This window comes from Streptomyces dioscori (assembly GCF_003024195.1).
Classification (GTDB): Bacteria; Actinomycetota; Actinomycetes; order Streptomycetales; family Streptomycetaceae; genus Streptomyces; species Streptomyces dioscori.
On the sequence record NZ_KZ679048.1, the window covers coordinates 208,539 to 222,910 of the forward strand.

Genomic DNA, 14,372 nt, shown 5'->3' on the forward strand with positions numbered 1-14,372 from the left:
ATGGGGACGCGGATACGTACCGGCACGCTCGGCCGTGGCTCTGTAGAGGTCACCATGCTGGGTCTGGGTGCCGCCGGTATCGCCGGCCTCTACAGCGAGGTCCCCGAGGAGCAGGCGCACGCGACCGTGGACGCCGCCTGGGAGGCGGGCATCCGCTACTTCGACACCGCGCCCCACTACGGCATCGGCCACTCCGAACGACGCCTCGGCGCGGCCCTGCGCGGGCGCCCCCGGGCGGCGTACACCCTCTCGACCAAGGTGGGCCGCCGTCTGGAGCCCACCGACGCGGGCGGCGACGACCTGGCCAACGGGTTCGCGGTGCCCGCCACGCACCGCCGGGTGTGGGACTTCAGCGCGGACGGCGTACGCCGTACCCTCGACGCCAGTCTGGAGCGGCTGGGCCTCGACCGGGTGGACGTCGTCTACCTCCACGACCCGGACGACCACGGCGAGGAGGCCTTCCGCGAGGGGTATCCGGCGCTGGAGCAGCTGCGTTCGGAGGGGGTGGTGGGCGCGATAGGCGCGGGCATGAACCAGGCCGAGATGCTCACCCGCTTCGTCCGCGACACGGATGTCGACGTGGTGCTCTGCGCGGGCCGCTACACGCTGCTCGACCAGGGTGCGCTCACCGACCTGCTGCCCGCCGCCCAGGAACGCGGCACGTCCGTCGTCATCGGCGGCGCCTTCAACTCCGGCCTGCTGGCCGACCCGAAACCGGGGGCGAGGTACAACTACCGTGCTGCGCCACCGGAGTTGCTGGACCGGGCACTGGCCCTCAAAGCGGCGGCGGACCGGCACGGCACGACGCTGCGGGCCGCCGCCCTCGCCTTCTGCGCCGCCCACCCGGCGGTCGCGGCCGTCCTCGTCGGCGCCCGCTCGCCCCGCGAAGTACGCGACTGCGCGCAGCAGTTCACAGCCGATGTACCCGCGAGCCTCTGGCAGGAGCTGCGGGAGACGGGCCTCCTGCCCGCCGAAGCGCCCGTCCCGTCCGAGGAGCCCGCATGAGAGTCGCCCTGCACACCAAGGTCCGCACCGACCGCATCGACGCGTACGAGGCCGCGCACCGCGAGGTGCCCACGCACCTCACGGACGCGATCCGGGCCGCGGGCGCCACCTCCTGGACCATCTGGCGCAGTGGCCCCGACCTCTTCCACCTCCTGGAGTGCGAGGACTACGCGCGGCTGCTCGCCGAACTGGAGAAGCTGCCGATCAACATCGCCTGGCAGGCCCGGATGGCGCAGCTGCTCGACGTGGTGCACGACTACTCGGCCGAGGGCTCGGAGGCCGGCCTGCCGGTCGTCTGGGAGCTGCCGTGACGGGCCGCACGGGCATCGTCGACGCCCACCATCACGTGTGGGACCTGTCCGTACGGGACCAGGACTGGATCGTGGGCCCCGAACTCGCCCCGCTGAGGCGGAACTTCACGGCCGAGGAGCTGGCTCCGGAAGCCCGCGCCGCAGGAGTTGCCCGAGCCGTTCTCGTGCAGACGGTCACGGTGGCGGAGGAGACCCCCGAGTTCCTGGTCCTCGCGGAGAGCAGCGAACTGATCGGTGCGGTCGTCGGCTGGACCGACCTCACCCGTCCCGACGTCGCGGACGAACTGGCCCGTCTGCGGGAGTCGCCGGGCGGTCGTCATCTCAAGGGCATCCGCCACCAGGTGCAGGGCGAACCGGACCCGGAATGGCTGCTGCGCGAGGACGTACGCCGGGGCCTGACGGCGGTCGCCGAAGCGGGCCTCGCCTACGACCTCGTCGTCCTGCCGCATCAACTGCCCGCCTGCGCGCGGGCGGCGGAGCGGCATCCCGGCCTCACGTTCGTGCTCGACCACCTGGGCAAGCCGCCCATCGACACGGGTGAACCGGAGCCCTGGGCCACCGATGTCCGGGCCCTCGCCGCCTTGCCGAACACCGTCTGCAAGCTCTCCGGAATGGTCACCGAGGCGGATCGGCGAAGCTGGTCGGTGAGCGACCTGGCTCCCTACGCGGACACGGTTCTCGAAGCCTTCGGCCCCGGCCGGCTCATGTTCGGCTCCGACTGGCCGGTGTGCACGCTCGTGGCCTCGTACGCCGAAGTGCTGGACATCGCGGATCAGTTGACCGGGAAGCTCGACGAGAGCGAGCGGGAAGAGTTCTTCTCGGGCACAGCCACCCGCGTCTACCGCCTCTGAGCCCGGAAGGGCTACGCGTCCAGCCGCGTCGGTGGAAAGAACTCCCGCACATACGTCCGCTCCCAGCACGCGCCCGTCCGCCGGAGCTCCTCCCAGGTCGTGTAGCGGTAGCGGTAGAGGCGGGCCCGGACGTACCGGGGCGGGGCATCCGGGGGGAACGGGGAGCGGCGCAGGAGGCGGAGCGTGTCGCGGTCGTTCGCCAGGAGGCGTTCCACGAAGCCGCCGAACCAGGGCTCGGCGTAGGCGGGGGAGAGCGCGGCGAACCACATCAGCCAGTCGAGCCGCAGATGGTGGGGCGCGAACTGGCGTGGCCAGCGCCGCGGATCACCCGGCTTGCCCCGGAACTCGTACTCCAGCCAGCCCGCGTCCTCCCTGGGTACGGAGTCGGCCGTGCCCTCGACCACCACCTCGTACCGGATGCGGCTGACGCTGCCGAACGCCCCGTAGGTGTTCACCAGGTGGAGCGGGTCGAAGGAGCGGTTCATGGTCTGGCGGCGGGAGATCATGTTGCGGACCGGGCCATGGCTGAGGAACACGATCAGCGCCGCGGCGGACAGGATCACGATCACGTACCAGAGCGGGGTGTCGGGGACCTCTGGGGCCTTGCCGGGCAAGGTTAGGGCCGGCAAGGCGAGGACGATCGTGATCCAGTTCAGCCAGGAGAAGTTGCCGGACAGGACCAGCCACAGCTGGGTGACGATCATCAGGGCGGCCGCCGCCGTGGCGACCGGCTGTGGGGCGAACAGCAGGAACGGCACGACGAGTTGGGTGACGTGGTTGGCGGCCACCTCGGCCCGGTGCAGCGGTTTGGGGAGGTGGTGGAAGAACCAGCTCAGCGGGCCCGGCATCGGCTGGGTCTCATGGTGGAAGTCGAGGCAGGTCAGCTTCCGCCAGCACGCGTCGCCGCGCATCTTGATCAGTCCGGCCCCGAACTCCACCCGGAACAGGATCCAGCGCAGCAGGAAGAGCACCACCACGGGCGGCGCGATCTCGTCGTTGCCGAGGAACACCGCGACGAAGCCGGTCTCCAGGAGCAGGGACTCCCAGCCGAAGCCGTACCAGGTCTGGCCGACGTTCACGATCGACAGGTACAGCACCCAGGGGACGAGCCACAGCAGCATGGCGCCCCACAGCGGGAGGAGACCGTCGAGCCCCGCGACGAGTGCCAGCGACACCGCGCAGCCCGTCCAGGCCCAGGCCGCGAAGAAGCGGTCCGAGAAGTGGAGGTGGAACACGCTCGGTGCCCGCCGGAACGGCACCCGGGCCACGAACCGGGACACCGGCAACATGCCGCGCTCGCCGATCAGCGCACGGAACTGGAGAGCCGCGCCCAGGAACGCGACGAGATACACCACCGCCAGCGCCCGCTGGAAGACCAGCCGGCCGGTCCAGTACTCGGGGGCGGTGAACCACTCCACGCCGACCGCTCCCTTCCCTCTCAGGTGGCGCTGCTCGCGGAGCGCCCAGATTACGTCCTGCGCCGAGTCGAGAATTCGGGTAAACCCTGACAAGGTGAACTCATGGTTGATCGGGGTGAGAGCGCTCTGTCACTCCCGGACGACTGGCCCGCCCAACCGGATCCGATCCTGGCGCTCAACCGCATGGGCAGCTTCGACTGGGACCTGGACACCGGTCTCATGCGGATGGACCCCCTGGCCCACGAGATCTTCGACGTGCTTCCCGAGGAGTACGCCGGCCGTCCGGAGAACCTGGCGCCGCGCGTGCCGCCGGACGAGGCCCACCGCCTGGACACACACGTCTCCCAGTCCCTCAAGGACGGCAGCGAGAACTACGGGGCGTACTTCCGCATCCGCCGCCGGGACGGCACCCTGTGCTGGACCCACACCCAGGGCTACATCCAGCGCGACGCGACCGGCCGGCCGCGCCGCATCATCGGCATCATCCGCGACGCCACCCGGGAACTGAGCGAGGCCCAGGACCGCCGGGAGAAGGCCGCCCTGGACATCGAGGCCCGCCGCAGGCAGACGAACGTCGTGCAGATCACCACGGCGGCACTCGCCCACGCCCGCACGGTCCAGGACGTCATCGACGTCCTGAAGAACAACCAGGGCGTCACCCACCTGGGCGCGACCAGCCTGGTCATGGGCCTCGTCGAGGCAGGCCGCATCCGGCTGGTCGCGGAGGGCCCCAAGGGCAGCTTCGTGCCCGGCACCCTGGTCACCGGCATCGACGAGCAGTACCCGATGAGCGAGGCCGTGCGCACCCTCACCCCGCGTTTCATCGAGTCGCCCGAGGAGTTCGCCCGGCACTATCCGCTGCTGTGGCCGCACATCACCGAACTCGACATCACCTCGGCGGCCTATCTGCCCCTCATCGCGCAGGCGAGACCCATCGGCGCCATGGGACTGCTCTACAACGACCGGCGCGGCTTCTCCGCCCAGGACCGCAACGTCCTCGTCGCCCTCGGCAGCAGCATCGCGCAGAGCCTCCAGCGCGCCATGTTCTACGAGCAGGAGAAGGACCTCGCCCAGGGCCTCCAGCAGGCCATGCTGCCGCGCACGATCCCACGCGTCCCCGGCGCCGACGTCGCCGTGCGCTACCGCTCGGGCTCCCTCGGCCGCGAGATCGGCGGCGACTGGTACGACGTGATCCCGCTTCCCGGCGGCCGGGTCGGCGCCGTCATCGGCGACGTCCAGGGACACGACACGCACGCGGCGGCCGTCATGGGCCAGCTGCGGATCGTCCTGCGCGCCTACGCGGCCGAGGGCCACACCCCCGCGACCGTCATGGCCCGCGCCTCCGTCTTCCTGCACGAACTCGACACCGAACGCTTCGCGACCTGCCTGTACGCGGAGGCCGACCTGGACACCGGAGTGGTCCAGGTCGTCCGGGCGGGACACATCGACCCGCTGGTCCGCGACACGGACGGCGGCTGCCACCGGCTCGCCGTGGCGGGAGGCCTGCCGCTCGGGCTGTCCGCCGAGTTCGGACGCCTCGAATACCCGGTCGACACCCTGGAACTCGACCCCGGCCAGACACTGCTCCTGTGCACCGACGGCCTGGTCGAACAGCCGGGCATCGACCTCGACGACGGCATGCGGACCCTGCGCGCACTCGTCGCCAGGGGACCCGACGACGTCCGCGACCTCGCCGACCGGCTCATCGACGTCGCGGAGGAACGCGGCGGCGAGGACGACGTGGCGCTGCTCCTGCTCCGCCGGGTGGAAAAGGACGCGCAGCGTTCCGGCGGGCGGGTCCAGCAGCACGTGGGGCCCGGGGACCCGGAGGCGCTCACCGAGGCCCGGCACATGGTCCGCGCGGCCGTACGGGCCTGGGGCGCCGGTGAGCGCGCCGACGAGATCGAGCTGATCGCGGACGAGCTGATCACCAACGCCCTCATGCACACCGAGGGCGCCGCCGTCGTGACCTTGCGCGCCCTCACCGGTCCGGACCGCCGGATCCGCGTCGAGGTCGAGGACGCGTCCAGCGCGCTTCCCCGGCGCCGGGAGGCGGGCGAGTCCGGTGTCTCCGGCCGGGGCCTCCTGCTGGTGGACCGGCTGGCGGACGTGTGGGGCGTGGAGGCGCGGGGTGGCGGCAAGTGCGTCTGGTGCGAGTTCCTTGTGCCGGAAGGGGAGTGAACGGGACGGGTTCGCGTGGATGTGACGTGCGGCTCTGTGGGGGTTGAGCGCGCAGTTCCCCGCGCCCCTGTCGGGGCGCGAGTGGCACCCTGGGACTTATGCCGGAGCTGCCCGAGGTCGAAGCGTTGAAGGACTTTCTGGTCGAGCATCTGGTCGGCCGCGAGATCGTCCGCGTGTTGCCCGTCGCGATCAGTGTGCTCAAGACGTACGATCCGCCGCCCGGCGCGCTGGAGGGCCGCGAGGTCACGGCCGTGCACCGGCACGGCAAGTTCCTGGACCTGGAGACCGCGGGCGGCCCGCACCTCGTCACGCATCTGGCCCGCGCGGGCTGGCTCCACTGGAAGGACCGGCTGCCCGACGGGCCGCCCCGCCCCGGCAAGGGCCCCCTGGCCCTGCGCGTCGCCCTGGAGACCGGCGAGGGCTTCGACCTCACCGAGGCCGGCACCCAGAAACGGCTGGCGGTGTACGTCGTAAAGGACCCCGGGGAGGTACCCGGTGTGGCCCGCCTCGGCCCGGACCCGCTGGCCGACGACTTCGACGAACCCCGATTCGCCGCGCTCCTGGAGGGCGAGCGCAGACAGCTGAAGGGCGCCCTGCGCGACCAGAGCCTGATCGCGGGGGTGGGCAACGCCTACAGCGACGAGATCCTGCACGCCGCGAAGATGTCGCCCTTCAAGCTGGCTTCCGCGCTGACCCCGCAGGAGACCGGACGGCTGTACGAGGCGCTGCGGGCCACCCTCATGGAGGCCGCCGAGCGGTCCCGCGGAGTCGCCGCGGGCCGTCTCAAGGCCGAGAAGAAGAGCGGCCTGCGCGTCCACGGGCGGACGGGTGAGCCCTGTCCGGTCTGCGGGGACACCGTCCGCGAGGTCTCCTTCAGCGACTCGTCGCTCCAGTACTGCCCGACCTGCCAGACGGGCGGCAAGCCCCTCGCGGACCGCAGGACGAGCAAGTTCCTCAAATGACGATGACCGGCCGGCGCGCGCTCAGGGCACTTCGATCGTCACCAGACGTTCGCCGTCCGCCGTGCGCACGACGTACTCGGCGATGTCCGAGGGATGCATCGCGGCAGCCCCCTGCATGCCGTCGGAGGGCGCCGAAGCTCCCTTGGGCACGGTCCAGCTCAGGATGACCTGTTCCGAGTGGTCGCGGCCGATGGCGACGAGTTCGCAGGACTGCTCGGCGGGCGCGTTCTTGACCTTGGCGTCCACCTCGGTGCCGTAGGCCCGGTCGTGGGTGGTCACCTCGGCCCACACACCGGTTCCCTGATCGGTCGCGGCGACCGTGTCGGCGTCCGTGCTCCCGTCGCCGGAGAAGACCGCGACCGCGGGCCCGCCGACGGCGAAGACCACGGCGGCGGCGACCGCGAACAGCCAGCGCCTGCGCCCGCTCCTGCGGGCCGTGACGACATCGTCCAGGAGCCGGTCCAGCAGGCCCGGTCCTGCCTGGGTCATGGGGTTCACCGAGCGTGGCGTCGCTTCCGCGTACGCCCGCAACGACCGTGTCGTCGCGGACAGTTCATGTATCTGAACCGCACACTGGGGACACTCCATGAGGTGGTCCTCGAAGCGGAAGGCATCCGCCTCGTCCAGCACGCCTAGCGCGTATGCGCCGACGTCGCGGTGGCGTTCCAGCGACCTCATACCAAATCCTCATGCCGTGCCGATGGGTGGGGGTGTGCGGGGAGTAGCTACTTGCCCACCGGTACGCAGGGGACCGCCGAATCACTCAAGCCTCGTCCGGAATGCAACCTGGAGATTCGGAGCGGTCGGGCCCGCGGATTGGTCGAGGTTGGAAAAAAACTGGTCAGGGGAGCCGGCCGGGGGCTCCGTCGGGGGATCGGTCGGGGGAGGGGTCGGAAAAATCAGAAAAGATGGATCGCCAGATGCCCGAGCGGCAGCCCCAGCTGCCAGGCCGGGGTCCACACCTTGGGGCCGTCGTCCTCGCCGATGACGGGGCCGCCGCCCGGGACCGCGTCGAGGTCGGGCGCGAGCAGTTCGGTCTCCTCCAGCCAGCGCCAGGCCGCCGTCGCCAGATCCAGATCGGGGGACGGACCGCCCGCATCGGCGGCCTCGGCCGCGAGCCCCGCCATACGCTCGCCCACCCAGTCCTGCCACGGCTGGTCGTACGCCGTCAGCGACAGCCAGGTCTCCAACTGCGTGACCACCCGGATGCCGGAAAGCTCGCCGCTGGTGTCGGACAGGAAGATGGTGAGAGCCAGCGCGTCGCGCCCGGCTCTGAACTCGAAGGACGTGGGCGGCATCAGGTCGCCGGTCCGCAGCAGTTCGTCCGCGATGTACTCCGCGTACAACCACGCCATGGGGACGGTGAGTTCACCGCCGCCGGTGCCGTCCGTGCTCTCTTGACCTCTGTGCAGCATCCCTTCCTGCCTTCCTCCGGTGCGTGCGCGTCGCCCGAACCCGGGCCCCATCGGGGAACACGGATGAGGACAGCTGATTGCTCAACCATGATCCTCAGCAAGGCGCTTTACGGAGGCTTGACCTAACCCGCGGTTTCACCGCAGGTCGGCCGCATATCCCGGAAGAACCCGGCGCAGGGCGCGCAGCGCGTAGTACGCGCGGGACTTCACCGTACCGGCCGGAATACCCAGGGCGGCGGCGGCCTCCGCCACGCTGGCCCCGCGGAAATACACCTGCACCAGGACTTCACGGTGTTCGGGAGTGAGAGTCTTCACAGCCTCCCGCACATCGAGGGTCGCGACCGAGCGTTCCGCGTGATCCGCCGCGACCCGCGCGCTCTCCAGCACGGCGTCCCCGACCTCCGCGGGCCGTGCCTGCCGGGCCCGCCGCGCGTCGATGGCCAGGCGCCGCCCCACGGTCAGCAGCCAGGGCCGTACGGAATCGAAGTCGTCGGCGCGCAGTGCCTCGGGATGCTGCCAGGCACGTACGAATGTCTCCTGCACCAGATCCTCGGCGCGCTGGCGGTCCCCGTCGGAGAGCCTCAGCATCAGGGCGAAGAGCAGTGCTCCGTGCTCCCGCTGCAATTCGGCCAGCTCGTGCTCGGCGGTCGTCCTGCTGGTCATGGTGATGGCGGCCGTCATGGCCGTATGCCAGCGCAGGGCGTCCCGCCGGGACAGGGCCAGGACACGGCTCGTCGGCAGACGGTCGAACCCGTCGACGAACGGTACGACGAACGGTCAACCGGGACGGAAGGCTCCGCCTCCGCATGTGTCCCGTCCTCGCCGGTCCCGCCCCCGGGACCTCGCCTCGCCGCCGGGCTACGGCACCACCGTCACCGGCCAGCGGCCCGCCTTCACCAGCCGGATCGCGACGGAACCGACGATCCGGTGTCCCGCCTGCTCCGACGCGCCCACCACGACGGCGTCCGCCTTCAGCTGCTCGGCCGCCTGGACGAGCCCGTTGTACGGGTCGCCGCGGAACGTGTGGAACTCCCAGCGCACATCGAATATGCCCTTGACCTGCTCGGCCGCCTCCTGGATGTCCCGGACCAGCTCCTCGGCGATCTGGTCGGTCGTGTCGGCGACCGGTACCCCGAGCGCCGCACCCGCCGCCATCACCGGCTGTACGTACACCAGCGTGAGCAGCGCCCGCTGCCGCCGGGCCAGCCCCGCGGCATAGGAGGCCGCCCGCAGCGAGGACTCGGAGCCGTCCACGCCGGCCAGGATGACCTTGGGCCCGTCGGTGCCACGTTCGAACTGGTGGGAGTGCTGTTCCGTCACGGCCCGAGGCTATCGGAACAGGCGGAGCCGACCGCGGTCCGGGACCCCGCCGACCGCCGTTCGAGACCCCGTCGGCCGTCCGCCGGTAGTCCGCGGGCCGGCGCCGGACCGCCCGGCAGATGCTCCCAACGGGTGTTTTCATACGACCGCACCGGTGGCGAGGTGCTGGAGCGCGCCACCGCCGGGCGACTGATTAGTCATGAATAAGGATCAGTTCCTCTCGCGGCGCCGGGCCTTGCTCGCCGGTGCCGCCGCCCTGGGAGCGGCGGGTGCGGCCGGCGCGGTACAGCTGCTCGGCGCAGACCCGGACCCTCCTGCCCGGTCCGCCGCCGCGCCCGCCGCGGGCGCCCAGGCGAACCGAGCGGTCCGCAGGCCGTCCGCCTACCGGCTGCAGCCCATCGCCGGATACGGTCCGGCCCGCGGCACGCCCGCCCGCACCCTCGTACGGCACGAGCCGTTCCTGCGGATGTCGGACCGGGAGCACAGCATGGTGCTGAGCTTCGACGACGGCCCCGACCCCCGCTACACCCCCGCCATCCTGCGGACCCTCAAGGCCCACGACGTGCGCGCCATGTTCTTCGTGTGCGGCGAGATGGCCGCCGACCACAAGGACATGCTGCGCCGGATGTCCGACGAGGGGCACGTCGTCGGCAACCACACCTGGTCCCACCCGCTCCTGACCAAGCTGAGCAGGTCAGCGATCCGCTCCCAGATGGAACGCACCTGCGAGATCATCGAGGAGACGTACGGCGAGCCGCCCGGCTGGTTCCGTGCGCCGTACGGGGCCTGGAACCGGGCCGTCTTCGAGATCGGCGCCGACCTCGGCATGGAGCCGCTCGCCTGGACCGTCGACACCCTGGACTGGACCACACCGGGTACCCGGACCATCGAGCGCCGGGTCATGAAGGGGGCCGGGCCCGGCGTCGTGGTCCTCTCGCACGACGCGGGCGGCAACCGCTCACAGAGCGTGCGGGCCCTGCGCGACTATCTCCCGCGGCTGCTGGACTCGGGCTACCACCTCACCGTGCCCCGGCGGCAGCTCACCTAGGACCGGGACGGACTCCGGCCGGGCGGGCTTCTCGCCCACCCGGCCGGGCAGTGCTCAGCGGACCTCGACCAGGCGGGCGAACGCGACGACATTACCGTCGTAGCCGTTCTGCTTGGAGAAACCGCCTCCGCAGGTGATGACACGCAATTCCGGATTACCGGTGTTCCCGTAGACGCGGTCGCCGGGAAAATTGTTCTTCTCGAAGACCTCGATGCCGTAGATCTCGAACACGGCGGTCTTTCCGTCCCGGCGCCTGACTTCCACGCGGTTTCCCTTTTTGAGGGCACCGAGACCATAGAAGACGGCGGGCCCCTGCCGGTTGTCGACATGGCCCACGACGACGGCCGTGCCCTTCTCGCCGGGGGACACCGCGCCCGAGAACCACCCCGCGAGATTGGGGTCCTCCGGCGGCGGCGCGTCCACCCAGCCCTCCATGTCGAGACCCACCGGCACAGCGGGCGCGTCGACCTGGATCGCCGGGATCTTGACGCGATCCACCACGGAGAACGACAGGGGAGCCGGAGCGCCCGGCCGCGACCCGTCCGAGCCTGCACTGTCCGCGGCGGCGGCCGTCGCGGGCTGCGGAGGCCCCACGTCGAACTCGCCCGAGCCATTGCGAATCAGAGCGAGTCCGGTCAGCAGAACAAGCGCTATGACACCCCAGGGAGCGCGCTTCTTCGGGCGCTCCTCCTCTTCGGCCAGCTCGGACACGGACATTCGCAAACCCCTCTCGACGCGGCCGTCGCCAACGTCCGTCGCGCATACGAGAACGCTAAGCGCAGCCCGCGAGCGGGGCGACGGGAGAAAGGCGAACGGGTGGTGACGAGGGCCGCCGTGCGCCATCCGAGTCGCGGCCCCGAGGAAATTTCTGACGGTCCGTGACCTGCGGCAATATCCGATTGTGTTCCTTTTCGTCGGCGTGTCCTCTCACCAGGACGGACCATTCTCGAAATGCGGCCCTGTGCACGACAACTGAGTGTCTGTCTGGGAGGCGTTCTCTCGCCGATCGACCCGGGGACGTTCCCCGGGGCGCCTTCCGCGGAGGAACACATGCGTAGCACTCGTGCCCTGGCGGTCTCTGCGACAGCGATCGCCGCCCTCGGACTCACCGCCTCCCAGGCCGTCGCCTGGGACACCTCCAGCAACATCGTCGCCATGCCCAGCGCCATCGCCCGCGGCGGACAGCTCACCGTGACCGTCGACGGGTGCCCGAAGGGCGGCACCATGACGTCCCGGGCGTTCTCGCGGACGGATCTCTCGCCGATCAACAACCACAGCGAGACGTCGAAGGGCATGGCCACCATCGACCGCTCGGCCACTCCGGGTGCGTACGACATCAGGGTGCACTGCCGGGACAAGCCCGCACTGACGAAGTCCGCCGCCTTCACCGTCATCGGCGGTGTCCGCGGCGGTCTCGGCGGCAGCAGCTCCGACGGCGCCACACCGACCGACATGGCGATCGGCGGCTCCCTGGTCGGCCTCGCCCTCGTCGGCGGCGGGGTGTTCTGGATGCGCCGCCGCGCCGAGAGCAGGATCTGAGCCCCACCCCCTCGTGGGACGGACTCCTCCCCTCGGAGACCGGCACGCACGTGAACGGCCCTTCGCCCCGGACCTTCAAGGGTCCCGGGGCGAAGGGCCGTCCGGTGCGTCAGCGGTCCGTCCGGTCCGTCAGCCGCCCTGTTCGCCGGAGCGCCTGCGCGACCAGTGGTACGCCGCGCCGACCGAGCCGGCGATGAGCGCCGCCCCGAGGCCGATCTGACCGAGGTCGAAGCCGCCCGCGGTACCGCCGACACCCGCCTTGACGCCCCGGTGGACAGGGGGATGCGTCGGGTCGTCGGGGCGGCCGCCCGCGATGGTGAGGTCCGTGTGGCCGGATTCGTGCCCGCACTGGAACGTCACCTCGTACACGGCGCCCGGTTTGGCGTCCCAGTCGACGGTGGCCGAGGCGTTCGACTGGCCCTTGTGGATCGTCACCGTGTCGAAGACGCCGGAACTGACCTTCGTCTCCTTCTTGCAGCCGTTGACGGACAGCGAGACGCGGCCGCCCGCGGCGATCGTCGTCGGCGAGACGTTGAAGCCGAACGAGGTGATGTCGCGGTCCGGCTCGTGCTCCCCGTCGCCCTCGGCGACGGCGACGGGCATGGCGAGGGTCAGTGCGGTCATGCTGCCCAGCAGTGCGGCCGAGGCGACGCGTATCGCACGCATGGTGAGTCCTCCGGGTCCCCGAGGAGCAGCCCGCGGACCGTTTCCGCTGCGCCGTACATGCACCTCGATGACCGAAACGCTAGGAAGGTGCGGGCGCGGGCGCGATCGCAGTCGCGCGAATGGGGCAATCGTGTGGGCCGAACCGGCTAACCCGTACCCGCGCCCGGGGGACGGACCCGGCGTGGCGCCCGCCCCCGGGCGAGGTCATTTGCCGGCGTCGGGGAAGTGCGTCAGGAACGGGTCGGCGGTCGCCGTGATCCCTCGGCTGTAGGGCGCGTCGAAGTCCCAGATCAGGAAGAGCAGGAAGGCGATCAGCGCGGCGAACAGGCCCGCCAGGATCACCTCGCGTGCGGTACGGCGGATCTGCAGGGCGAAGATCAGCCCGACGGTCACCACGGCCCCGGTGATCAGACCGAACCACACGACGCCCGGCATGGTCGGCGCCGTCGAGTCGGCGCGGGCGGTGCGCGCGGTGTCCGCCGCGGTCACCTGGTCGAGGAGCGGCTGGTAGGCCTGCGCCTCGTAGTCCGTCCTCGGCTCGTAGTCGGTGACGTCCTGGCGGACCCGGTTCAGCAGTTCCGTCCCCCGCCCGGTGACGTGGCCGTGGTCGGCCATGGTCTTCCACTCGGTGGTGACGACGTGATCGACATAGGCGGCGACGTCGTTACGGATCCGGTCGCGGACGTCCGGCGGATAGACGCGTACCCGCTCGTTGATCTCGTGCAGCGCCTGCGCCTCCGTCCGGACGTGGTCCTCGGCGACGCCCCGCGCCTCCCAGACGCCGGCGATGGCGAGGCCGAGCACGATCGCGTACACCACACCGATCATCATCGTCATGTACTCGATGACGTCCGGGGTGTCGGACGGATCGTCGTCCTCGGAGACGGTGCGGTGCCTTACGAAGGTGACGACGAGGACGACGACGGCCGCGGCGGCCATCGCGAGGGCGAGAACAAGCCATTCCGACAAGGATTCCTCCAGGGGTCAGTGCGGGCGCCGGGTCAGCGCGGGCGCAGCGCGGCGGCGGCGAGCACGGCGGGCGCGGTGATGAGCAGGGTGAGCGACACGAGGGAGGGGCCGCCGCGGGGCGGGGCCTTGCGTGCCCTGATGCGGTACGGCGGATAGCTCACCGGGGTCGGCGACGGACCGGGCCGCGCGCTGGGGGGCGGTGCCGGGCGTGGCGAGGGAGGCGTCGGGCGTGGCGTGGCGGGGGCCGTCCGCGGCGGCAGGGGAGCGGGCGGTACGACGACCGGAGCGGCGGGCGCGGGTCGCTGCGGGGGCGACGGCTTCGGCGGAGGCGTCGGGGTCGGGGTGGGAGCCGGCTTCGGTGGTGGTTTCGGCGGAGGAGGGGGCTTCGGCGGTGGGCTGGGCGGCGGGGTCGTCGGACACGGAGTCGAGGGCGGTGGCGGGGGCGGAGTGGGTGTCGGGGTGGGGCAGGTGCCCGCGACCGACACCGCCGAGACTCCGCCGGGGCCCGAGGAGGCGTAGGCACACGCGTCGGCGGTCGCGGGGGCCGGTGCGCCGCCCGCGATCCAGGTCAGGGTGAGCAGCGCCAGCAGCCGTATGCCGAGAGCGAGTCGGAGCGGCCGCTTAATTCTTTTTGATCCAGGCACGATCGCGATCATCGGTCCCCGTGCGCCCACATATGGGGGAGTG

The 14,372-nt window shown here is 71.2% G+C and carries 17 protein-coding genes; 8 read left to right on the forward strand and 9 right to left on the reverse strand.

Translation table 11 applies throughout. From position 1 onward, the window contains the following. The 3 genes from C6Y14_RS26770 to C6Y14_RS26780 are packed head-to-tail and all read left to right on the forward strand — an operon-like array spanning nt 1 to nt 2,167. Nucleotides 1-1,005, forward strand: coding sequence for an aldo/keto reductase (locus C6Y14_RS26770; protein ID WP_107019384.1), 1,005 nt, complete (start codon nt 1-3; stop codon nt 1,003-1,005). Next, the gene (locus tag C6Y14_RS26775; protein ID WP_107019385.1) at nt 1,002-1,316 is read left to right on the forward strand and encodes an L-rhamnose mutarotase; all 315 of its coding nucleotides are present in this window, start codon (nt 1,002-1,004) and stop codon (nt 1,314-1,316) included. The genes C6Y14_RS26770 and C6Y14_RS26775 overlap by 4 nt, the downstream gene beginning before the upstream one ends. Beyond that, nucleotides 1,313-2,167 carry an amidohydrolase family protein gene (locus C6Y14_RS26780; RefSeq protein ID WP_225891296.1) on the forward strand — a complete coding sequence of 285 codons (855 nt, stop codon included), beginning with the start codon at nt 1,313-1,315 and terminating at the stop codon, nt 2,165-2,167. Before C6Y14_RS26775 ends, C6Y14_RS26780 begins: the two co-directional genes overlap by 4 nt. An 11-nt stretch (nt 2,168-2,178) precedes the next feature. Here C6Y14_RS26780 and C6Y14_RS26785 read toward each other — a convergent pair whose 3' ends face one another. Further along, nucleotides 2,179-3,585: a lipase maturation factor family protein gene (locus C6Y14_RS26785; protein WP_107019386.1), complete on the reverse strand. Its 1,407-nt coding sequence runs from the start codon at nt 3,583-3,585 to the stop codon at nt 2,179-2,181. A gap of 102 nt (nt 3,586-3,687) precedes the next feature. Between C6Y14_RS26785 and C6Y14_RS26790 the strand changes: the two genes are divergently transcribed. Together C6Y14_RS26790 and C6Y14_RS26795 are read left to right on the forward strand one after the other, a co-directional pair. Next, nucleotides 3,688-5,766, forward strand: coding sequence for a SpoIIE family protein phosphatase (locus tag C6Y14_RS26790; protein ID WP_107019387.1), 2,079 nt, complete (start codon nt 3,688-3,690; stop codon nt 5,764-5,766). 98 nt (nt 5,767-5,864) lie between these two features. Further along, a complete protein-coding gene (locus tag C6Y14_RS26795; RefSeq protein WP_107019388.1) occupies nt 5,865-6,728 on the forward strand; it encodes an Fpg/Nei family DNA glycosylase in 864 nt (287 codons plus the stop codon). A gap of 21 nt (nt 6,729-6,749) precedes the next feature. Here C6Y14_RS26795 and C6Y14_RS26800 read toward each other — a convergent pair whose 3' ends face one another. The 4 genes from C6Y14_RS26800 to C6Y14_RS26815 form a co-directional block, all read right to left on the reverse strand. Further along, nucleotides 6,750-7,406: an anti-sigma factor family protein gene (locus C6Y14_RS26800; protein ID WP_107019389.1), complete on the reverse strand. Its 657-nt coding sequence runs from the start codon at nt 7,404-7,406 to the stop codon at nt 6,750-6,752. 221 nt (nt 7,407-7,627) lie between these two features. Then, nucleotides 7,628-8,143 (reverse strand): hypothetical protein, encoded by a 516-nt coding sequence (locus C6Y14_RS26805; protein ID WP_107019390.1) that lies wholly within the window; start codon nt 8,141-8,143, stop codon nt 7,628-7,630. A 135-nt stretch (nt 8,144-8,278) separates the two neighbouring features. Further along, nucleotides 8,279-8,824 (reverse strand): sigma-70 family RNA polymerase sigma factor, encoded by a 546-nt coding sequence (locus C6Y14_RS26810; RefSeq protein ID WP_107019391.1) that lies wholly within the window; start codon nt 8,822-8,824, stop codon nt 8,279-8,281. Between the two features lie 177 nt (nt 8,825-9,001). After that, complete coding sequence (locus tag C6Y14_RS26815; RefSeq protein ID WP_107019392.1) at nt 9,002-9,463, reverse strand: universal stress protein; 462 nt, start codon at nt 9,461-9,463, stop codon at nt 9,002-9,004. Between the two features lie 199 nt (nt 9,464-9,662). Between C6Y14_RS26815 and C6Y14_RS26820 the strand changes: the two genes are divergently transcribed. After that, a complete protein-coding gene (locus C6Y14_RS26820) occupies nt 9,663-10,511 on the forward strand; it encodes a polysaccharide deacetylase family protein (protein ID WP_107019393.1) in 849 nt (282 codons plus the stop codon). Nucleotides 10,512-10,565: 54 nt separating this feature from the next. Here C6Y14_RS26820 and C6Y14_RS26825 read toward each other — a convergent pair whose 3' ends face one another. Beyond that, nucleotides 10,566-11,228: a class F sortase gene (locus C6Y14_RS26825; protein ID WP_107019394.1), complete on the reverse strand. Its 663-nt coding sequence runs from the start codon at nt 11,226-11,228 to the stop codon at nt 10,566-10,568. Nucleotides 11,229-11,561: 333 nt separating this feature from the next. Here C6Y14_RS26825 and C6Y14_RS26830 point away from each other — a divergent pair, with 333 nt between their 5' ends. Further along, complete coding sequence (locus C6Y14_RS26830; protein ID WP_107019395.1) at nt 11,562-12,050, forward strand: hypothetical protein; 489 nt, start codon at nt 11,562-11,564, stop codon at nt 12,048-12,050. Nucleotides 12,051-12,179: 129 nt separating this feature from the next. Here C6Y14_RS26830 and C6Y14_RS26835 read toward each other — a convergent pair whose 3' ends face one another. The 3 genes from C6Y14_RS26835 to C6Y14_RS45575 form a co-directional block, all read right to left on the reverse strand. Further along, nucleotides 12,180-12,716 (reverse strand): hypothetical protein, encoded by a 537-nt coding sequence (locus C6Y14_RS26835; protein ID WP_107019396.1) that lies wholly within the window; start codon nt 12,714-12,716, stop codon nt 12,180-12,182. A 204-nt stretch (nt 12,717-12,920) separates the two neighbouring features. After that, entirely contained in the window at nt 12,921-13,685 is a 765-nt protein-coding gene (locus C6Y14_RS26840) for a bestrophin-like domain (protein ID WP_107019397.1), read from the reverse strand. Between the two features lie 32 nt (nt 13,686-13,717). Further along, nucleotides 13,718-13,846: a hypothetical protein gene (locus tag C6Y14_RS45575; RefSeq protein ID WP_263973096.1), complete on the reverse strand. Its 129-nt coding sequence runs from the start codon at nt 13,844-13,846 to the stop codon at nt 13,718-13,720. Between the two features lie 73 nt (nt 13,847-13,919). On the opposite strand from C6Y14_RS45575, the gene C6Y14_RS44620 reads away from it, so the two are divergent. Beyond that, the gene (locus C6Y14_RS44620) at nt 13,920-14,204 is read left to right on the forward strand and encodes a hypothetical protein (protein ID WP_199854865.1); all 285 of its coding nucleotides are present in this window, start codon (nt 13,920-13,922) and stop codon (nt 14,202-14,204) included. Nucleotides 14,205-14,372 lie beyond the last annotated feature (168 nt).